The sequence below is a fragment of the Occallatibacter gabretensis genome, from assembly GCF_001449115.1.
Lineage (GTDB): Bacteria > Acidobacteriota > Terriglobia > Terriglobales > Acidobacteriaceae > Telmatobacter > Telmatobacter gabretensis.
The window spans coordinates 486,962-507,469 of the sequence record NZ_LAIJ01000009.1 but is presented as its reverse complement, the minus strand read 5'-3'; the positions used below and the strand labels follow the sequence as shown (position 1 = coordinate 507,469).

Below are 20,508 nucleotides of genomic sequence, written 5' to 3'. Positions count from 1 at the left end.
CCACCCATCCGGCACAAAACGCCGAATGGATGGGCACCCTTCTTGATTGATTCATGCGCAGTCTAAAAGCAACAACAAGAGCAACCGCAGGTCCTTCACTCCGCCTGAAAACCGGCTACGTTCAGGATGACATCGTTGGGGGAACGAACCGATGAGGTTGGTCCCTGCTTATTCGTTCCCTTACAACTCTGTTGATTGCGTGGCTACCAGATTCTTTGCCTTGGCGATGAAGTCGGCCAGTGGCATGGAGCCCTGGTCGCCTTTGCCGCGGGTGCGAACGCTGACTGCGCCTGCTTCCTGCTCCTTGTCGCCGAAGACGAGGATGTAGGGTGTCTTGAGGTTGGCGAAGTCGCGGATCTTGGCGTTCATCTTTTCGTTGCGTACGTCGGATTCAACTCGGAAGCCGGCGGCTTTGAGCTCGGCTTCGAGCTTTTCGGCGTAGGCTGCATGGCGTTCAGCGATAGGAACGAGGCCGATCTGCACGGGTGCGAGCCAGAGCGGAAAGGCTCCGGCGTAGTGCTCGATGAGCACGCCGAAGAAACGTTCCACTGATCCGAAGAGTGCGCGGTGGACCATGACGGGTTGATGGCGCTCGCCGTCTTCGCCGACGTATTCAAGCTCGAAGCGTGCGGGGAGGTTGAAGTCGAACTGAACCGTGGATAGCTGCCAGAGACGGCCCAGCGCATCGACGAGCTTGATGTCGATCTTGGGGCCGTAAAAGGCGGCTTCGCCGGGGATGGTCTTGTAGGCGATGCCTTTTTCTTTGAGGACTTTTTCGAGTGAGCCGATGGCGAGGTTCCAGTTGTCGTCGCCGCCGAGATAGTGGGCGCGGTCGTTGGGGTCCCAGCTTGAGAGCTCGATTTTGAATTCGTTGAAGCCGAAGGTCTTGAGCACGGCTTCCGCGAAGTCGATGCAGGCGGCGACTTCGGATTCGACCTGGCCGGGAGTGCAGAAGATGTGTGCGTCGTCCTGCGTGAAGCCGCGGACGCGCAGGAGGCCCTGCATGGTTCCGGAACGCTCATAGCGGTAGACGTTGCCGAATTCGGCGTAGCGCGCGGGCAGGTCGCGGTAGCTCTTGGGCGAGTCCTTATAGATGAGGATGTGGCCGGGGCAGTTCATGGGCTTGAGGCGGTATTCCGAGTCGTCGAGCTCCATGGGCGTGAACATATTTTTTGCGTAGACGCCGGTGTGGCCGGAGACTTCCCAGAGGCCCGCGCGCATGACGTGCGGCGTGTAGACGAGCTGATAGCCGCGGCGGAGGCACTCGTCGCGCATCCAGTCTTCCATGATTTTGCGGATGATGGCGCCCTTGGGATGCCAGAAGATGAGGCCCGGGCCGGCGAGCTCCTGAATGCTGAAGAGATCGAGCTGCTTGCCGAGGAGGCGATGGTCGCGGCGCGCCGCTTCTTCGAGACGCGCGAAGTGCTCGTCGAGATCCTTCTTCGAAAAAAATGCCGTGCCGTAGATGCGCTGGAGCTGCGGGTTCTTCTCATCGCCGAGCCAGTATGCGCCGGCGAGATTTGTCACCTTGACGGCTTTGACTCGGGCCGTAGAGGGCACGTGCGGGCCGCGGCAGAAGTCGGTGAAGTGGCCGTTCTTATAGAAGCTGACTTCGGATCCCGGCTCGGTGAACTTCGTGACGAAGTGCGTCTTCATGAAGTCGCCGTCTTTTTCAAATTCGGCCAGAGCCTGCTCGCGCGGCTCGTGGATGCGCTCGAACTTTTCGTCGCGGGCAATGACTTCGGCCATCTTTGCTTCGATGGCGGTAAGGTCTTCGGGCGTGAAAGGCTTCTCGCGATAGAAGTCATAGAAGAACCCGGAGTCCGTGGCGGGGCCGTGGCCTAGCTTGGTCTCCGGATAGAGCTCGAGGACTGCCGTGGCCATAACGTGCGCGGCGGAGTGGCGAACGACCTTGAGAGCTTCGGGGTCCTTCTCGGTGATGAGCTCAAGCTTGGCGTCTTCCGAGAGCGGGGTGGAGAGATCGACGAGGCGCGGAGCGGATGCGCTAACGGCCGAGTACATCGCGGCTTCGGGCGAATCTTCGTTATCGGTGAGGGCATGCGATGCGGCTCCGACGGGAGTGATGCGGGCGACGACGGAGGCTGCGGCAAGGCGGGGCGAGATGGAGTGGGCGATCTCGAAGGGCGTGGTGCCGTAAGGAACCTGGCGAACGGCTCCGTCGGGGAGGGAGATAGAGATTTGATTCTGGCTCATAAGTGATCTTGAGGTAACGATTCAGGATAAATGAAAGCCAGGGATTTAAGAGCAGCGTGTAGCATGGCAGTCGCGATGAATTCCGGAATCAGGATTGGCGCGGCGCTGGCTCTGTGGGTTCTGTCCCTTGGCATCGGAGCGGCACAAGGGGCCGCAACTGTACCGGATGGGGGGCTCGATTCGGTTGCCGGTCGGATTGCCGGGCGCAATTTTCCTTCGACCTTTCAGGCGTGGAATGGTACGGAAAATCTGCGGGCGCTGCCGGATGGACGGGTTGTTCCGCTGCCGGGCGTGGAGGCTGCGGCGGCCACCACTGCGCGCCACGATCTTTACTTTTCCGACTGGAGAAGTCTGGGCCTGAGGCTCAGGCCGGGACTGCAGTATGTAGTGCTTACGCCGGAGTTCACTGCGGAGAGCATCGAGGCGGCGCGGAGCAATCGCGCCAGGCTGCTGGCTGCGAATCCGCAGATGCTGATTCTGGCGGAGATTCACTACTTTTCGGCTTCGAAGAGTTATCTCCCGGCAGATTCGCCGTGGTGGAAGCATGACGCGCTGAACGACCGCTTTGAGAGCACGAACACGGAGTACCGCTCGTCGAGGCTGGATTTCTCCAATTCGGCGTTTCAGGACAAGGTGGCGGCGTTATGCGGCGCACTCGTGCGCACCGGAATTTTTGACGGCTGCATGATGGACTGGTGGCATGACAACGATGAGATGGGAGCCGATCGGGTGACGCTGATCCGGAAGATTCGCGCGGCGGCAGGCGAAAAGGCCATCCTTCTGGGAAATGTGAATAATACCCTGCCGGCCCGAACTGCGAGCTATTTGAATGGGATGTACATGGAGGGGCTGGGATCGAAGTTCTTTCCGGACTGGCACACCGCTGCTGTGAACATGGTGTGGGGCGAAAATCACCTGCGCAAGCCTGCGTTTACGGCTCTGGAGGCATGGTGGCAGAGCGGGCGGACGGACTATGCAGCAATGCGCGCGACGACGACGCTCGCGCTGGTTTTTTCCAACGGATATGTGCTGTTTTCTGATCCGAACAGCCTGCCGACACCGGACCATCTGCACGATTGGTACGGTTTCTGGGACAAGTCACTGGGGAAGGCTGTGGGACCACTCGCAAATCCCGACCGGCCGGATCTCTCAGGCGCATTTACGAGAAAATACGAGCGCGGCGAAGCGGTTTTCAATCCGCCATCTAACCATGTAGTGATGGTGAGCTTTCCTGAGCCTCGGATGAGCGCCGCAACCGGACAGACTGGACGCAGCTTCAAGGTGGCAGCGGGCGATGGAGACCTGTTTCTCACGGTGAGCGTGGCGAAGAAATGAGGTGGGGCCAACTAGTCCCACCTTTGTGTAATGGCTAACTCTGCGCGGCGGGTGGCAGTATGCAGAAGTTACTCAAGCTTACCCTGGGCGCAAGCAAGAATGCTTACTACGCGGGCGACGACTTCCCCGCGGGGTGAGAACGCGCCTGGGGTGGGGTTTTCAGCCGGTTGAACGATGCACGCTTTTGCGGGGGCGAAAGCGAAGGGCTGGGATTGCTCCCAGCCCTTCAAAAGGTTGCGTTGCTAAGATTCTGCCGGAATCCGGCCTTTGAGATTAGAGAGGCTGCACGTCGGCAGCTTGCCATCCCTTGGGCCCCTTAACTACGTTGAACTGAACAGCCTGGCCTTCTTGCAAGCTCTTAAAGCCGTTCGCGTTGATTGCTGAGTAATGCACGAAAACATCTTCGCCATTCTGACGCGAGATGAAGCCGAAGCCCTTCGCGTCGTTGAACCACTTCACAGTACCTTGTTCCATTTTGATCGTGTTTCCTGGTGTTGAATTGCGCTGGATGAATCGGAGCGGCCACTGGCAGAATCTTGCTTGGTTGGGCGAGTACTGCTCACGCCCGGTTCGACTCTAACGCTGTGCCAATTGTAGCACCCTTCTGAAGGTCCATGGGTGGGATAGGACGTCAGTTCCGCATTGCCCTGTTCCAAAGGGTCCGTTCGTAAGCATTTGAGGAATTGAGACTTTCGTTTGGTTGCGAAATCGAAATGCGGCCGGATTCGAGAGCTATGAGCCCGCCGGGCGTGATAGGGTGGAGGGCGCATGATTCCCCATCCTGTTTCCGAATTGCTGGCGAGGGCCGAGAAGCGGCTGGCCGGCGAATTTTCCGCTTTGCCCAAGGTAGACGCATCAGTTGATCTGCTTCAAATAGAGGCGGTTCTTGAGAAAACCGCCGCGCGGCTGGGCGACAACTATCCGTATTTCCATCCTTTGTATGCAGGGCAGATGCTGAAGCCGCCGCATCCGGTGGCGCGGGCGGCGTACGCGCTGGCCATGGCGGTCAATCCGAACAATCATGCGCGGGATGGCGGGCGGGCCAGCTCCGAGATGGAGATTGAGGTGGTTCGCGGGATTGCGGAGATGTTTGGCTGGAGTTGTGAATCTAGTTCGGGCGGGTCTGGTTCCGGCGGGTTTCTGGGGCACCTGACCAGCGGCGGGACGATGGCGAACCTGGAGGCGCTGTGGGTGGCGGGGCAGCTTGCGCCGGGGAAGCGGATTGTTGGTTCGGAACAAGCGCATTATACGCATGGAAGGATTTCCGGCGTGCTGAAGCTGGAATTTTCCGCAGTGGAGGCTGATGCGCGTGGGCGGATGCGGCTTGACGCGCTAGAACATGAGCTGCACAAAGGCGAAGTGGGAACGGTAGTGGTGACGCTGGGTACGACAGCGATCGGCGCGATCGATCCGCTGGAAGAGATTCTGGGGCTGCGTGAGAAGTATGGCTTCCGGGTGCATGTGGATGCGGCGTATGGGGGATATTTCCGGCTGATTCGGGATCAACTAGAAGAGTCGACTCGGCGAGCCTTTGAGGCGATTTCTCAGGCCGATTCCATTGTGGTTGATCCGCACAAGCATGGGCTGCAGCCGTACGGTTGCGGGTGCGTGCTGTTTCGGGATGCCGGGGTGGGGCGGTTCTACAAGCACGACTCGCCGTACACGTACTTCACATCGAAGGAATTGCATCTTGGGGAGATCAGCCTGGAGTGTTCACGGGCCGGTGCGGCGGCGGTGGCGCTGTGGGCCACGATGCAGCTGCTTCCGCTGACGCGGGATGGTGAGTTTGCGCAGGGGCTGGCGGCGGGACGGCGCGCGGCAGTGGAGCTGGACCGAAGGCTGCTGGAAGATGCACGATTTGAGACGCTGCGCCGTGGGCCGGAGCTGGATATTGTGGTCTGGAAGGTGAAAGCAAAGACCGGTGAGCAGGCCTCGGCGAGGGCTCAGGCAATCTTTGACGCCTGCGCAAAGAGAAACCTGCATCTGGCGCTTGTACAATTGCCGGAACGCTGGTTTTCCGACCCGGATACGGCGGAAGATGTGCAGGAGACGGTGACGTGCCTGCGATCCGTGCTGATGAAACCGGAGCACGAGCCGTGGCTGCCGCGCATCTGGAGCGAGCTGGATGCGGCGACGGCGGAGGTTTTGCAAGCTTGATATTGGGTAAAGAAATGACAGTACCTACAAGTGTTAAAGAAAACGTTGTCATTGCTGGTTTTGGGTATTAGGGCGTTTTAGGTTCGGAGAACTATGCAGAGTTCCGCAGATTTGCGTTCGCTTCATGTGGCCCGGTTTGGAGCCGCGCCGGAGATCTTTGCCGCGCCGGGACGGGTGAACATTATCGGCGAGCATACGGATTACGCCGAGGGTTTTGTGATGCCGGCGGCGATTGACTTTGCCACGCTGGCGGGGATTTCGCCGCGAAGCGATGGCAAGATCGTCATTTATTCGGAAAATTTCAAGGAAGAACGCAGCTTTGATGCGGCAGCGTTGCCCGCGGCGGCCAATCATTACTGGAGCGATTATCCGCTGGGCGTGCTGGCGATTCTTGCCGGTGAGGGATACACGATTCCGGCCTTCAGCTTGAGCATCTGGAGCGATGTACCGCTGGGGTCGGGGCTTTCGAGCTCGGCTGCGATTGAGGTGGCGACGGCGCTGGCGGTGCTTTCGTTGATTGGCGCGGAGATTCCTGGACCAAAGCTGGCGCGGCTGTGTCAGCGGGCAGAGAACGAGTTTGTGGGTTCAGCCTGCGGGATTATGGACCAGTTCATCAGCGCGAACGGAAAGAAGGATCATGCGCTGTTGCTCGATTGCCGGGATTTGAGCTACAAGCTGGCGCCGATTCCACCGGATGTGGCGCTGGTGATTGCGAACACAATGGTGAAGCACGCCGTGACGGGCGGCGAATATACGAGCCGGCGGGCGCAGGTGGAGGAGGCCGCGGCGGTGATTGGCCGGCACCGGCCTGAGGTGAAGTTTCTGCGCGATGCCACGCTGGAAGATCTGGAGAAGTGGGGCAGCGAGATGTCGCCCGAGGCGGTGAAGCGCGCGCGGCATGTGATCAGCGAAAACGAGCGGACCGTCGAGGCTGCCGATGCGCTGATCCAAAACGAGAGAAAAAAACTGGGCAGGCTAATGGCAGAGGCGCACTGGAGCTACAGCCGCGATTTTGAAGCAAGCTGCGTAGAAGCCGATGCGATGGTAGAGCTGGCGCAGGATTTGCCGGGCTTGATTGGAGCGCGGTTGACAGGCGGAGGATTCGGCGGCTGCACGGTGAACCTGGTGGAGGCTGATCATGCGAAAGAATTTGCAGCGGAGCTGGCCATGAGGTATGTAACGCGGACGGGAATTCAACCACAAATTCACATATGCCACGCCTCAGACGGTGCACGGAAAGTCTGAATGGCTCATCTAAGCGGACAAAGCTGTATTAGAAAGTTCCGTACAATCATAAAGTGGAAGTTGCGATTCAGTCTGGTTGTGGAATTTCATAGCCACTTTAAGTACTGAAGTTGTTGATTTTGCGCACATTGTTTTTGGGTGCACTATAGACGGCCTAAAGCTGTATCCAAACTGACCCGCTCGTGGGACGGGTTGAGTATTAGGAATGTTGTTAGAATCAAGGCAAATAAGACTCAGGCGATTTTTAACAAAAGCCTGACACAATCCGATAAAAGACGTGTCTTTGACTTATATCTGTTCCCCTTTTTTGTACGGAACACCGGAGGGCGCTTTTATTTCATGCATAATTCATCCGCAAAGCCGTTTAGCTATTTGACTCTGCCGACAACGGGCAGGGTGGCGTATTTCTCGATGGAGATTGCGATCAACCCCGGGATGCCGACGTATTCGGGCGGCCTGGGCATGCTGGCCGGCGATACGCTGCGTTCCGCGGCTGATATGGACCTGCCGTTGGTAGCGTTTACGCTGCTGCACCGCAAGGGGTATTTCCAGCAGCATCTGGACGGCACCGGACAGCAGTCCGAGGAAGTGCAGCCGTGGAATCCAGAGGAGTTTTGCGCGGAAGAAGCCGCTCGCGTAACAGTGTCGATTGAAGGGCGCAAGGTTACAGTGCGCGCCTGGCGGTACGACCTCACCGGGCAATCGGGCCACGTGGTTCCGATTTATCTGCTGGACACGGATGTGGACGGCAACTCGGGCTGGGACCGCGGGCTGACGGACCATCTGTACGGCGGAGACACGAATTACCGGCTGCAGCAGGAGATTGTGCTGGGCATGGGCGGCGTGCGCATGGCTTCGGCGCTGGGCCTGGAAGTCAATGTCTTCCACATGAATGAGGGTCATGCAGCGCTGTTGACGCTGGCGCTTGTGGAGAGCGCGATGGGCGGCGGTCCGGAGGGATTTGCGACGGATGCCGACATTGAGCTGGTGCGGCAGAAGTGCGTCTTTACCACGCATACGCCTGTTCCGGCAGGGCACGATCGCTTCAGTAGCGAGCAGACGAACCGAATCATGGGTTCGGACCGTTCCTCGCACCTGGAACGGCTGGGCTGCTTCAAGGATGGAATGTTGAATATGACGCTGCTGGCGCTGAAGTTTTCGCGCTATGCCAACGGCGTTGCGTTGCAGCATGGGAAGGTTTCGCGGGAGATGTTCCCGGAGTATGCGATTGATTCGATTACAAATGGGGTGCACGGGCCGACGTGGATTTCAACGCCGGTGCAGCTCATGCTGGACCAGCATATTCCCGCATGGCGGCGCGACCACCTGTACCTGCGGAATGCAATTGATCTTCCGGAGGATGCGATTCTGAAGGCGCACGCGCGAGCCAAGCGGGAGCTGTTTGCGGCCGTGGAGCAGCGGAGCGGACACAAGCTCGATCCGCAGATGCTGACGCTCGGCTTTGCACGGCGTGTGGCGACATATAAGCGCGCAAATCTGTTGTTTACTGATCCGGAGCGGCTCAAGAAGATTGCTGCGGAGGCGGGCGGATTGCAGATTCTGTATGCAGGCAAGGCGCATCCTCAGGATGAGCCGGGTAAAGCGCTGATTCGCGAGGTTGTTGAAAGGGCTTCAGAGCTCGAAAGCAGTCTGCTGAAGATTGTGTATCTCGAAAACTATGCGTGGGACCTGGGCGCGCTGCTGACTTCCGGCGTGGATGTGTGGGTGAATACGCCACGACGTCCGTACGAGGCCAGCGGCACCAGCGGCATGAAGGCCGCCATGAACGGCGTGCCGAGCCTGTCGATTCTGGACGGCTGGTGGATTGAGGGCTGCTTTGAGGGCGTGACGGGCTGGGCGATTCCCGATGGCAAGGACGACGCCGAGGAAGCTACCTCTCTGTATGACAAACTCGAAAACGCGGTAGTGCCGTTATATCGCGAGGATCCGGTGAAGTGGGCGCGGATTATGCGGACCACGCTGGCGTTGAATGGTACGTTCTTCAATACGAATCGCATGGTGCAGCAGTACACGCGGAACGCTTATTATCCGGTGCAGCTTCTGGATGGAGCGCGAGTAGTCGAGGCGGCTTTTGCCGATTAATCAACGGGGCTCTTTTTGTCCATTTCGTTGTCGCTCCTCGCTTACATACAGGGGGTATGCGGCGCTCCTCGCTCCTAGATCTGGAGCAAAAATAGCTCCCGTTGTTGCATGACCTGCTCATGTAAAAGGATTGAGTCACTTCGGTGTATTAGAGCAAGGTCAAACTTCGCCAGCAGGCAGATAATGCGTCGTTTCCGGTGTTCCTAACGTCTCATACACTGTGAGATGTTATTGTCATGCATTGGAGCAAACGCTGCGCTCCATCATCCGCATGGTCTAACCTAGAACTTCAAGGAAACATGGACCCCCGCGGGTTCGACCGTAAAGCAGGTTTTTTCTGCGAGTATTGCCCGCAGGCAAACCGGTGTCGATCGGCCCGGCTCTGGAGCGAGAACCAGCCCTATGATGTGGATTGTCCGGCTTGCGCTAAGGCGGCCCTACACTTTCGTCGTCTTTTCGTTTTTGATTCTGATCCTTGGCATCTACAGCATTCTCTCGATGCCGACGGATATCTTTCCGAATATCGACATTCCTGTCGTCACGGTTGTGTGGCAGTTTACAGGCCTGTCTGCGGATCAAATGGCCAACCGCATCGTTTCCAACAGCGAACGCGGTATGACGACGACCGTCAACGATATCGAGCACATTGAATCGAATTCGTTGAACGGCATCGCGGTCATCAAAGTCTACTTTCAGCCGCGTGTGGATATCGCTTCGGCGGTGGCGGAGGTCACATCGATCTCGCAGGTGCAGCTCCGGAGTCTTCCGCCGGGCACCACGCCGCCGTTCATCATCCAGTTCAATGCTTCGAGCGTGCCTGTACTGCAGCTTGGTCTTTCCGGCGAGGGGCTGGATGAACAGAAGCTGAACGATCTGGGCCAGAACACCATCCGCACGCAGCTTGCGGAGGTGGAAGGCGCGCAGACGCCGTATCCGTATGGCGGCAAGCAGCGGCAGATCCAGGTGGACATCGATGTGCCGGCGATGCAGGCGCGCGGGCTTTCGCCAGCCGACGTGGTGAACGCGGTGAGCGCGCAGAACCTGATTGCGCCCTCCGGCACGTTGAAGGTCGACCGCTTTGAATATGCGATTGAGACAAACTCCGCGCCAAGCGTTGTGGCGCAACTGAATGATATGCCGGTCAAGGCGGCGAACGGCGCGGTGGTTTACATCCGCGACGTGGCGCACGTGCGCGATGGCTATCCACCGCAGACGAACATAGTGCACATCGACGGGCGGCGCGCGATCCTGATGAGCATCATGAAGACGGGATCGGCTTCCACGCTGGACATCATCAAGGGCGTGTACGAGAAGATCGATGGAATGCGCGGACAGCTTCCGCAGCAGCTGAAGATTGATCCGCTGAGCGACCAGTCGATCTTTGTGCGTGGTGCAATTGACGGCGTGATTCGCGAGGCGATCATTGCCGCCTGCCTGACGGCCGTGATGATCCTGGTCTTCCTGGGGAGCTGGCGCTCCACGCTCATCATCGCGGTTTCGATTCCGCTCTCGATCCTCTGCTCGTTGATCGTTCTGGCCCTGCTGCATGAAACGGTCAACATCATGACGCTGGGCGGAATGGCGCTGGCTGTCGGCATCCTAGTAGACGACGCGACAGTGGAGATCGAGAACATCAACCGCAACCTGGAATCGGGCAAGGAGATCGAGCAAGCGATTCTGGACGGCGCTGCGCAGATTGCCACTCCTGCGCTGGTATCCACGCTTTCGATCTGCATTGTGTTTGTGCCGATGTTCTTCCTGAGCGGCGTGGCGCGATACTTGTTTGTGCCCATGGCCGAAGCCGTGTGCTTCGCCATGCTGGCCAGCTACCTGCTCTCGCGAACCATTGTTCCCACGATGGCGCGTTACCTGCTCAAGGAACACGACGAGGCTGAGGCGGAAAAGAAGAAGACGAGCCGCAACCCACTGGTGCGCTTCCAACTCGGCTTTGAGCACCACTTTGAAAATATCCGCGTTGGCTATCTGCGGCTGCTGACCACATGCGTCGAGCATGCGGCCGTGTTTCTGATTCTGTTTATTCTCTTCTCCGTGGGGTCTGTGGTGGCGCTGGCGCCGTTTCTGGGCCAGGACTTCTTTCCCCAGGTGGATTCGGGCGCCTTCAAGATTCACCTGCGCGCGCATACAGGCACCCGTATTGAAGAGACGGCCGCGCTGTGCGATCGCGTGGATGCGACGATCCGGCAGAACATCCCCAGCAGCGAAGTTGAAAGCATAGTGGATAACATCGGCCTGCCGTATTCGGGCCTGAACCTTTCGTATTCGACCACAGGTGTGGTGGGCACGGCGGATGCGGACGTGCAGGTGACGCTGACGGCAAAGCACCATCCGACGGAGCCGTATGTGGATAAACTCCGCGAGGTGCTGGCAAAGCAGTATCCGGGCGTGACGTTCTATGAACTGCCGGTCGATATTGTGACCCAGATTCTGAACTTTGGCCTTTCGGCTCCCATTGACGTACAGATCATCGGGCCGAATCTCTACGCGAATCGCACGCTGGCGGAAAAAGTGCTGGATGATGTGCGTCACGTTCCGGGCGCGGTGGACTCGCGCATTCAGCAGCCTTTCGATCTGCCTAACTTTACCGTCGATGTGGACCGCACGCGGGCGCAGGCAGTGGGGCTTTCGCAGGCGAACGTGGCGCAGTCTGTACTGGTGGCGCTGAGTGGCAGCTTTCAAACGACGCCGAGCTTTTATCTGGATCCACGCAACGGCGTGAGCTACAACGTGGCCACGCAGAGCCCGCAGTACAAGATGGACACACTGGCCGGCCTCAAGAGTCTGCCGGTTACGGGTACGGGAATTCCGCAGGCGATTGGAGCCGGAGGCAGCGTGACCACGGCGATGGCGACGAATGCGCCGGGCGCGCCGAAGGCAGTACAGATCCTGGGCAACGTGGCCGCGCTTGTGCCTGGCACCGAGCTTGGCATGGTGAGTCACTACGACGTGCAGCCGGTGGTGGACATCAACACGAACGTAAATGGCACGGATCTTGGCTCAGTGACGCGGGCCATGCAGAAGATCATCGACGGTCACAAGAAAGACCTGCCGCGCGGCTCGCACTTTACCCTGCGCGGACAAAGCGACACGATGTACAAGAGCTACATCGGCCTGATCGGCGGCCTGGCCATGTCGATTCTGCTGGTGTACCTGCTGATCGTGGTGAACTTCCAATCCTGGCTTGATCCGTTCCTGATTATCTCGGCGTTGCCAGCGGCTCTGGCGGGTATTGTGTGGTTCCTGTTCCTGACCAACACGCGGCTGAGCGTGCCGGCGCTGACCGGCGCGATCATGTGCATGGGCGTGGCGACGGCGAACTCGATTCTGGTGGTGACCTTTGCACGTGAGCAGCTTGAGGTCCTGGTGGGCGACGCGCGCAAAGCCTCATTGAATGCAGGTTTTGTGCGCTTCCGCCCGGTGCTGATGACGGCGCTGGCGATGATTATCGGCATGGTGCCGATGGCGCTTGGCCTGGGCGACGGCGGCGAGCAGAACGCGCCGCTGGGCCGCGCGGTGATTGGCGGCCTGCTGCTTGCCACGGTGGCCACGTTGTTCTTTGTGCCGGTGTTTTTCTCAGTGGTGCATGGCTGGCTGGGCAAGCGCAGGGCAAAGAAGGAAGCCGCTCATGGACACACGAATACTTTGCAGGATGAGTTCGGCGAAGCGTAAGAAGACGAGTTGGATGACCAGCTTCTGGAGTATCGAATTATGACGAACGAAGAGAATTCCAAGCCGCGGAATGGTGACCCAAAGAATGGGTCCGGACAGAATGGGGCGCAGCCCGCGCACGATCATGAGAGCGCGCCCGATCATGCACCGGTCTCAGGCCGCGGCACGCTGCTGACGGTGGGTGTGCTGTTGGTTGTGGTGGCTGTTCTGGCTGTGTATGGCATCTGGAAGCGGCATCGCACAAGCGAGGTTCTGGCGGATACGACGAACGAGCTGGCTTCGCCGACGGTGATTGCGCTGCCGGCTAAGCCGGGCGCGCCGGTAGACAGCTTTGTGCTGCCAGGCAACGTGACGGCGTTTTCCGATTCGCCGATTTTTGCGCGTACCAGCGGCTACCTGAAGAAGTGGTATTACGACATCGGCGCGCCGGTCAAGCAGGGCGCGCTGCTGGCGGAGATTTCCACGCCAGAGCTGGACCAGCAGCTGGCGCAGACGGAAGCTGACCTGGTTACCGCGCAGACCAACGCCGGCAATGCGCATACGCAGGCGGAGCGATACAAGGGACTGGTCACCTCGGATGCGGTCTCGCAGTTCGACACGGATACGTTTGTGACGCAAGAGGCGGCAACGTCCTCGGCGGTGAAGTCCGCCCAGGCAACAGTGCAGAGGCTGAAGGAACTACAGAGTTTTGAGAAGGTGTATGCGCCGTTTGATGGCGTGGTGACGGCGCGCAGCGTGGACGTGGGGCAGTTGATCACGGAAGGATCGACCGCAGAGCTCTTTCACGTTCAGGCGGTCAATACACTGCGGGTGTATACAAACGTGCCGCAGGTATATACACAGGGAATCAAAAAGGGAGAGAAGATCGATCTGACCTTCCCGGAGCACCCGGGCAAGACATTCCAGGGCACGTTGGTGCGGACGGCGGATGCGATCGATCCGACAAATCGCACGCTGCTGGTGGAAGTGGATGTGGACAACCGCAAAGGTGAGCTGACTTCTGGCTCGCTGGCGCAGGTGCATCTGAAGACGCCCGCACAGGGACAGACCTTTATTTTGCCGGCTTCGGCGCTGATCTTCCGCCACGAGGGACTGCGCGTGGGCACGGTGGTGAATGGCAATGTGGCGCGTCTGGTGCCGGTCACCATAGGCGAGGATGATGGCGCGACGGTGCAGGTGATTGCCGGCATCAAGGCTGAGGACAAGATCATTCAGGATCCGCCGGACTCGCTGATTGATGGTGAATCAGTGCGCGTGCAGAGCTTGCCGAATCAGAACTCGTCCAATCAGAGCTCGCCTAATCAGAAAGGCGGAGGCAAGTAGGGATGCGGAAGCGGTTTTCCATTGCTGTACCGGGCCGTGCTGTGAGTCTTGCTGCGACTCTCGCCGCACTGAGTTTTCTGGCGGGATGCAAGCCCGTGGGCCCGAATTACACTCGTCCGCCATTTACCGCGCCGCCGGTGTACAAAGAGGGCGGCGCGCCGAGTGTTACTGTGCCTCCGCCGAATCCGGATGGCGGCTCATGGAAGCCGGCCACGCCTTCGGATGGAATGCTGAAGGGCAAGTGGTGGGAGATTTACAACGATCCCCAGCTGAATGCGCTGGAGGAACGCATTGCCGGCAACAACCAGGCGGTGCGGCAGGCAATGGAGAATTACCTGGCGGCGCGCGACCAGGTGCAGTCGGTGCGGTCGCAGTTGTATCCCCGGATTTCAGCGGGACCGGGCTACTCGTATAACAGGGTCAGCCATAATGAGCCGAATGCAACGCCGGCTACCAAAACCAGCTACAACGATCTGCTGCTGACAGGCGCTGGAAGCTGGGAGCCGGACTTCTGGGGCAAGATTCGGCGCGGTATTGAGGCTGCCCATGCCAACATGCAGGCGAGCGCGGCGGAGCAGGCGAATCTGAGCCTGTCACTGGAAGCAGAGATGGCCGCGGATTACTTTCAGATGCGCGGGCTGGACTCGCAGATCCAGCTGCTGAAGAAGACCGTGGGAGACCTGGAGAAGCAGCTTGACCTGACGCAGCGCCGGCTTAAGGGCGGCGTGGCCACGGATGTGGATGTGGCGCAGGCGCAGACACAGCTTGAGACGGTGAAAGCACAGCTGGTGGATGTGAGCGTGGGACGCGCGCAGTTTGAGCATGCGATAGGTACCATTGCCAATTACACGCTGTCGAGCTTCAGCATTCCCTATTCGCCGCTGGATCTTTCACTGCCGAATGTGCCGCTGGGCGTGCCTTCGCAGCTTCTGGAGCGCAGGCCGGATATTGCCGCAGCGGAACGGCAGGCACAGGCAGCAAACGCACAGATCGGCGTTCAGATCAGCGCGTATTATCCGACGATTAATCTGAATGGAGTCGGCGGCTTTGAGAGCACCCACGGCGGTACATGGATTTCGGGGCCGAGCGCGCTATGGTCGCTGGGAGCTTCTGCCGCGGAGCTGCTTTTTGACGCGGGCCAGCGCCGTGCGCTTACCGATCAGGCTCGTCACCAATACGAGGCTCAGGCGGCCGGCTACAGGAACACAGTCTTTACGGCCTTTCAGGATGTGGAGGACAATCTCTCGACGCTGCGCACCCTGAACGAAGAAGAAGCGGTGGAGAAGCGCGCCGTGGATTCCGCACAGCACTCGCTCGATCTCTCGAACCAGCGCTACAAGGGCGGCGTAACCAGCTATCTGGAAGTGCTTACGGCGGAGACTACATTGCTGGCCGATCAGCGCATCCTGACGGATTTGCAGACGCGGCAATTTGCCTTTAGCGTTCAGCTGGTTCGCTCACTGGGCGGCGGATGGGATGATTCGCAGTTGCCGAAGTAGAGATCAGGGTTCAGAGATCAGAGATCAGCAAAACAGCGGCCCGCTCAAAGAATTTGAGCGGGCCGCTGTTTTGAAATGCACTAACCCGCACAAGCAAGCCGGGCATGCCCAGATTTTGCTTTAGTGTCGTTGCGGGGCGCCGATCTCTGATCCCTGATCTCTGACCTCTTCCAGAAACACCTTTGTGTAATCCAGATAATTCTGCGCGTATTCAAGGATGAGCTTGCGGTCGCCGTCGCTAAGCTCGCGGCGCTGCTTGCCGGGGACGCCGGCCCAGAGGGTGCGCGGCGGAACGATGGTGTGCTCAGGTAGCACGGCTCCGGCGGCGATGATGGAGCCCTCGCCGATGCGGCAGTCGTTGAGAATTGTTACGCCCATGCCGATCAGCACCGCGTCTTCGACGGTGCAGCCGTGGACGGTGGCATTATGGCCGATGGTGACCCAGTCGCCGACGGTGACGGCGTAGAGATTCCGCTGGCCGTGGAGGACGCAGCAGTCCTGCACGTTGGAGTTGGAGCCGAGGCGAATAGAGTTGACGTCGCCGCGCAGCACGGCGTTGCACCAGACGGAGGAGTTCTCGCCGAGTTCTACATCGCCCATCACCTGGGCAGAGATATCGACGTAAGAGCTTTCTGGAATCTTTGGCCAGCGGCCTTTATAACTGCGGATCATAGGGTGCCTCCAAAACACAAGTTTAGTGCACGTTACGGACGATGGCCTTCTGCGGTTTTGCGTCCTCCTGAAAATCTGTAAAAATGGATACATGACGACTGTAGCCGCACCCGCGAAGGTTTTCGCCGACCGAATTGGCCGGATTGAGGTTTCTGCAACTATGGCTGTGGCCGCTGAGGCCGCGAAGCTGCGCGCTCAGGGCGCCAAGCTGGTGGATTTTGGCGCGGGCGAGCCGCATTTTCCCACGCCGCAGCACATCAAGGATGCTGCGATTGCCGCCATTGACGCGAACTTCACGCGATACACGGTGGTGCCGGGAATTCCCGATGTGCGGAAGGCGATTGTGGAGCGCCACGCGACGGACTTCGGTTCTGACTACAGCATTGACGAGGCGATTTTTACCACCGGCGGCAAGCTGGCGCTCTTCAATACGATCCAGATTCTTGTGGATCACGGCGACGAGGTGATTCTGCCGGTGCCGTACTGGGTGAGCTTCAAGGACATCATTCAATATGCAGGCGGCAAGGTGGTCTTTCTCGAGACGCAGGAGTCGGAGAATTTCCGCATAACGGCGGACGCGATTGAGAAGGCAATTACACCGCGGACGAAGGCGATTATCTTGAATTCGCCGTCGAATCCGGCGGGCTCCGTGATGAGCGCACAGGATCTGGAGCGCATTGTGCATCTTGCGCATGAGCGCGGGATTTTCCTACTTCTGGATGAGTGCTATGTGTATTTGAACTATGCGGGCCAATGTGTCTCCGGCGGTTCCTACACGTGGGCCAAGGAGCATCTTGTGATTCTCGGCTCGCTTTCGAAGACCTATTCGATGACGGGCTGGCGTGCGGGTTATGCGCTGGCTTCAAAGCAGGTGGTTGCGAACCTGAGCAAGCTGCAGTCGCAGTCGACATCGAATGCGTCGAGCATTGTGCAGAAGGCCTCGATTGCCGCGCTTGCCGGACCTCAGGATTGCGTCTGCGAGTTTCGCGCGGAGTTTATTCAGCTGCGCGACTACATGCTGAAGAAGCTGACGGAGATTCCGGGCGTGACGTGCACCAAGCCGGAGGGCGCATTCTATGTGTATCCCAACATCGGCGCGTTTATCGGCAAGGGCGGCATCCAGTCTGCCACGGAGCTGGCCACGCGGCTGCTGCATGAGGCGCACGTGGTAACGGTTCCGGGCGAGGCGTTTGGAACCAGTGAGCATATCCGGCTCTCCTACCCGGTGACCAAAGAGAACATCGACGAAGGCACGCGCCGCATGGGAGAATTCCTGTCAAAGCTCGGCTAGGGGTTAGTAGTCCAGCCAAATGCGTCTTCAGCGTCGGTTCGGCCCGGCGCTGACAGCGTTTCATCATCTTTACCTCAGAGAAAGCGGTAAGGCTGCTTGTGACTTCTGCAACGCTCAAAAAATAAACAAGTTGTATATGTAGTGATTACATTTACTGGACAATCCTGCATTGCGCATAGAGAATGTGACTTCCATGTCAAAGACTATCGATTTTCGTCCTGTAATTCTGGCTGGGGGCAGTGGTACTCGCTTCTGGCCGCGTTCGCGGCGCGCGCGCGCGAAGCAGGTGCTGGCTCTTGACGGCGAGCGCTCGATGATTCAGCAGACGGTGGAGCGCCTGAAGCCGCTGAGCGGAGTGGAGCACACATGGGTGATTACCAATGAGCTACTTGCAGGGGAGATTGCCGATCAGCTGAAAGGTGTTCCGGCGTCGCAGATTGTGCAGGAACCCGCAGCTCGGAATACCGCTCCAGCGTGCGGGTTGGCAGCGTTGCTGATCGAGAAGGATAATCCTGAGGCTGTGCTGGGCATTTTTCCGTCGGATCATGTGATTGGCGACGAGCCGCGCTTTCTGAAGATTCTGCAGAGAGGCATTGCGCTGGCCGCTGCCGGAACGAATATGGTCGTGCTGGGCATTGAACCTACGCGGCCAGAGACCGGCTACGGCTACATTGAAACAGGCGATCTGGCCGGGGATGACTCCACGCTGCGCGTGCGGCGATTTACTGAAAAGCCGAACCTGATGAAGGCCGAAGAGTTTATCGCGGCGGGAAATTACTACTGGAACTCGGGAATGTTTCTGTGGTCGGCACGCACGCTGGCCAATGCCGTCCGCGAGCACGTGCCGGAGACGGCGCCGCTGCTTGAAGAGATTGCCGCGGCCTACGGTACGCCGAAGTTCGAGAAGGTTTTTGCGGAGCTTTACCCCAAGTGCGAGAACATCTCGGTGGACTACGCGATCCTGGAGCCGCGTTCGGCAAAAGGCGAGCATAAGTCGAACCTGTACTGCCTGCCGGCGGAGTTTGCGTGGAACGATCTCGGCTCCTGGGCCTCGCTGTACGAGTACCAACTGGAGACGCGGCTGCGTGGCGACGGCGATGGAAACGTGGCTGATACAGACGGCCATCTGGCGATTCACGGCTCGAATAACTACATCTACAGCCCGCGGAAGTTTGTGGCGCTGGTAGGGGTGGAGAATCTTGTCATTGTGGATACCGAAGACGCGCTGCTGATTGCGCACCGGGATCACTCGCAGGATGTGGGCAAGATTGTGAAGGAGCTGGGACAGCAGGGGAAGACGGAACTGATCTAGAACTTCACCTGGTTGCGGTAAATATAGCCCGGCTTGCCGCATACGTCGGTGACGTACCAGTTGCCTTCGGACCTGAGGATATGGATCGTCGTCTTCTGCGTCACTGAGCAGAGGATATTGCTGGAAGCATTCGCGGCTTCGCGGATGTTGGAAGGCGGATCGAAGACAATCGCCGCTCCCATGGACGAAGTAGCGTTCGAAGCAGGTGCGGGTGGTACCGGAATGGGATCTGCCTGGAGGGAAGCCGGTTGATCGGCATGAGTCTGCGCCGCCGGAGCCTGAGATGGCTGAGGATTGGCTGCATCTGCCTTGCTCTGATCCGGCTTTGAAACCGGCGAGCCGAGCGTAAGCGCCACAGTGATCAGAATCAAGCCAATAGCTCCGGAGATCAGCCTCACGAGCTTGCTCGAAACAGCTGAGTCGATCTCCGCTTCAAATATCTTGAATTTGCCGCCGGTAATGGCGACCAGCAGCAGGACTCCACCTAAGACCAATACGGCGATCGATATGCTTTGGGGCATGAATGCGCTCTGGCTTCCTATCCTGCACTATTTCCATACAACATGCCACAGCTTTTGGTGGCGTACTTCGCAGTGGAGATCTGGCAATAAAAAGCGGCCACCCTTCCAGGTGACCGCTTTAACCAGATTGTTTCATTCTCCGCCAGGCACGAATCGCGCCGCAAGGCGCAGCTGCCTGGACGGCCAGTCCTACATCGGCTGAGGAGCGTGGTCCTCGTCCTCTTCCAGGCCATAGCGGCGGAGGAGATTGGGCAGACTCTGCGAAAAAGCCGAGCGTGGCATGACGGTATCGCAACCGGCTTCTGAGGCTTTCATCTTCAGATCGCCCTGCAGGTGCGAGAGGAAGCCGATGATAGACGTCGACTTTTTGAACTTGGTCTTGAACTTGGGAATCAGCGTCATCGACTTCGCGCTGGCGTTGTTCAGGTCAAAGACCAGCAGGCGCGGACGGTCGGCTTCGGCCAGTTCGGAGAGGCGGGTCACGACTTCCTTCTCGCCTTTGACGAACTCCACCTTAACGCCGAGCTTGCGCGCGGTCTCCTGAATCTTGGCGAGGAAGAATAGATCGTCAATGAAGCAGAAGATGCGCGTAGGCGCGTCGTGACGGACGGCCGGCGGGGGCGTGTGGTCATAGAGGTCGTTATGATGGTACGCCGCTCCGCCATTCGTGATTTGAATGGTGGAGGCCGGTCCATCCGCCACATTGCCATTGACGACCCGATAGCTGTGGTCCATTGGGCCCACAAACTCGCGCGGGCCGCGCTGCTTGCTCTTGCGCTTGCCCTGTCCTCCGTATTGAGGAGCAATACTGTTGCCCGGCTCCGGACGCGGTGCTCCGCCAGTTCTGCCCTCAAAAAACTTTTTCTTTTTCTTCTTGCGGCGACCGCCGTCGCCCTGAGACTGGCCCATGGGCGCGCCGGGCGAGGAACCATTGGGCGAACTATGCGGCGAGTTTTGCATTTGTGGCTTGGGAGCTGGGGGCTGCTGCTGGGGCTGTTGGCCCTGCGGTGCGGTGGGGCCGGTCTTGTTCTTGCGGCGGCGGCGGCGGCGGCGATGCCCTTGAGCCTGGCCTTGCACCTGACCCGGCGCGGGGGCCGGGACTGGCCCCATGTCGGTCTGGGGCTGCGTCGATTCTGTTGTCATGCGTGT

The 20,508-nt window shown here is 59.0% G+C and carries 14 protein-coding genes; 9 read left to right on the top strand and 5 right to left on the bottom strand.

What is annotated here, in order from left to right:
- Positions 1-180: 180 nt before the first annotated feature.
- Complete coding sequence (gene thrS / locus VO84_RS08400; protein WP_058187214.1) at positions 181-2,214, bottom strand: threonine--tRNA ligase; 2,034 nt, start codon at positions 2,212-2,214, stop codon at positions 181-183.
- 75 nt (positions 2,215-2,289) lie between these two features.
- Between thrS and VO84_RS08395 the strand changes: the two genes are divergently transcribed.
- Positions 2,290-3,549: a putative glycoside hydrolase gene (locus VO84_RS08395; protein ID WP_197413959.1), complete on the top strand. Its 1,260-nt coding sequence runs from the start codon at positions 2,290-2,292 to the stop codon at positions 3,547-3,549.
- Positions 3,550-3,822: 273 nt separating this feature from the next.
- Here the strand turns inward: VO84_RS08395 and VO84_RS08390 are convergent, their stop codons facing one another.
- The gene (locus VO84_RS08390; protein WP_058187212.1) at positions 3,823-4,023 is read right to left on the bottom strand and encodes a cold-shock protein; all 201 of its coding nucleotides are present in this window, start codon (positions 4,021-4,023) and stop codon (positions 3,823-3,825) included.
- A gap of 294 nt (positions 4,024-4,317) precedes the next feature.
- Here VO84_RS08390 and VO84_RS08385 point away from each other — a divergent pair, with 294 nt between their 5' ends.
- The 6 genes from VO84_RS08385 (at position 4,318) to VO84_RS08360 (ending at position 15,563) form a co-directional block, all read left to right on the top strand.
- Positions 4,318-5,706, top strand: coding sequence for a pyridoxal phosphate-dependent decarboxylase family protein (locus VO84_RS08385; RefSeq protein ID WP_058187211.1), 1,389 nt, complete (start codon positions 4,318-4,320; stop codon positions 5,704-5,706).
- A gap of 93 nt (positions 5,707-5,799) precedes the next feature.
- A complete protein-coding gene (galK, locus tag VO84_RS08380; protein ID WP_058187210.1) occupies positions 5,800-6,951 on the top strand; it encodes a galactokinase in 1,152 nt (383 codons plus the stop codon).
- A 339-nt stretch (positions 6,952-7,290) separates the two neighbouring features.
- Positions 7,291-9,054, top strand: coding sequence for an alpha-glucan family phosphorylase (gene glgP, locus VO84_RS08375; RefSeq protein ID WP_058187209.1), 1,764 nt, complete (start codon positions 7,291-7,293; stop codon positions 9,052-9,054).
- 405 nt (positions 9,055-9,459) lie between these two features.
- Entirely contained in the window at positions 9,460-12,741 is a 3,282-nt protein-coding gene (locus VO84_RS08370) for an efflux RND transporter permease subunit (protein WP_058188663.1), read from the top strand.
- A 39-nt stretch (positions 12,742-12,780) separates the two neighbouring features.
- On the top strand, positions 12,781-14,064 hold the full coding sequence (locus VO84_RS08365) for an efflux RND transporter periplasmic adaptor subunit (RefSeq protein WP_082661843.1): 1,284 nt from the start codon (positions 12,781-12,783) through the stop codon (positions 14,062-14,064).
- A gap of 2 nt (positions 14,065-14,066) precedes the next feature.
- Entirely contained in the window at positions 14,067-15,563 is a 1,497-nt protein-coding gene (locus VO84_RS08360) for an efflux transporter outer membrane subunit (protein WP_058187208.1), read from the top strand.
- 120 nt (positions 15,564-15,683) lie between these two features.
- Here VO84_RS08360 and VO84_RS08355 read toward each other — a convergent pair whose 3' ends face one another.
- A complete protein-coding gene (locus tag VO84_RS08355) occupies positions 15,684-16,235 on the bottom strand; it encodes a gamma carbonic anhydrase family protein (protein ID WP_058187207.1) in 552 nt (183 codons plus the stop codon).
- Between the two features lie 91 nt (positions 16,236-16,326).
- Between VO84_RS08355 and VO84_RS08350 the strand changes: the two genes are divergently transcribed.
- Positions 16,327-17,526: a pyridoxal phosphate-dependent aminotransferase gene (locus tag VO84_RS08350; protein WP_058187206.1), complete on the top strand. Its 1,200-nt coding sequence runs from the start codon at positions 16,327-16,329 to the stop codon at positions 17,524-17,526.
- 193 nt (positions 17,527-17,719) lie between these two features.
- The gene (locus VO84_RS08345; protein ID WP_058187205.1) at positions 17,720-18,838 is read left to right on the top strand and encodes a mannose-1-phosphate guanylyltransferase; all 1,119 of its coding nucleotides are present in this window, start codon (positions 17,720-17,722) and stop codon (positions 18,836-18,838) included.
- On the opposite strand, the gene VO84_RS08340 is transcribed toward VO84_RS08345, so the two are convergent.
- Both VO84_RS08340 and VO84_RS08335 read right to left on the bottom strand, forming a co-directional pair.
- Entirely contained in the window at positions 18,835-19,359 is a 525-nt protein-coding gene (locus tag VO84_RS08340; protein WP_058187204.1) for an SH3 domain-containing protein, read from the bottom strand. The two genes, VO84_RS08345 and VO84_RS08340, sit on opposite strands and share 4 nt — an antisense overlap.
- A gap of 189 nt (positions 19,360-19,548) precedes the next feature.
- Entirely contained in the window at positions 19,549-20,502 is a 954-nt protein-coding gene (locus VO84_RS08335) for a hypothetical protein (RefSeq protein WP_058187203.1), read from the bottom strand.
- Positions 20,503-20,508: the final 6 nt, after the last annotated feature.

Bases quoted from the DNA above. Each gene is read 5' to 3' on its own strand.
- thrS (WP_058187214.1), bottom strand. From the start codon at position 2,214: ATGAGCCAGAATCAAATCTCTATCTCCCTCCCCGACGGAGCCGTTCGC.
- VO84_RS08395 (WP_197413959.1), top strand. From the start codon at position 2,290: ATGAATTCCGGAATCAGGATTGGCGCGGCGCTGGCTCTGTGGGTTCTG.
- VO84_RS08390 (WP_058187212.1), bottom strand. From the start codon at position 4,023: ATGGAACAAGGTACTGTGAAGTGGTTCAACGACGCGAAGGGCTTCGGC.
- VO84_RS08385 (WP_058187211.1), top strand. From the start codon at position 4,318: ATGATTCCCCATCCTGTTTCCGAATTGCTGGCGAGGGCCGAGAAGCGG.
- galK (WP_058187210.1), top strand. From the start codon at position 5,800: ATGCAGAGTTCCGCAGATTTGCGTTCGCTTCATGTGGCCCGGTTTGGA.
- glgP (WP_058187209.1), top strand. From the start codon at position 7,291: ATGCATAATTCATCCGCAAAGCCGTTTAGCTATTTGACTCTGCCGACA.
- VO84_RS08370 (WP_058188663.1), top strand. From the start codon at position 9,460: ATGTGGATTGTCCGGCTTGCGCTAAGGCGGCCCTACACTTTCGTCGTC.
- VO84_RS08365 (WP_082661843.1), top strand. From the start codon at position 12,781: ATGACGAACGAAGAGAATTCCAAGCCGCGGAATGGTGACCCAAAGAAT.
- VO84_RS08360 (WP_058187208.1), top strand. From the start codon at position 14,067: ATGCGGAAGCGGTTTTCCATTGCTGTACCGGGCCGTGCTGTGAGTCTT.
- VO84_RS08355 (WP_058187207.1), bottom strand. From the start codon at position 16,235: ATGATCCGCAGTTATAAAGGCCGCTGGCCAAAGATTCCAGAAAGCTCT.
- VO84_RS08350 (WP_058187206.1), top strand. From the start codon at position 16,327: ATGACGACTGTAGCCGCACCCGCGAAGGTTTTCGCCGACCGAATTGGC.
- VO84_RS08345 (WP_058187205.1), top strand. From the start codon at position 17,720: ATGTCAAAGACTATCGATTTTCGTCCTGTAATTCTGGCTGGGGGCAGT.
- VO84_RS08340 (WP_058187204.1), bottom strand. From the start codon at position 19,359: ATGCCCCAAAGCATATCGATCGCCGTATTGGTCTTAGGTGGAGTCCTG.
- VO84_RS08335 (WP_058187203.1), bottom strand. From the start codon at position 20,502: ATGACAACAGAATCGACGCAGCCCCAGACCGACATGGGGCCAGTCCCG.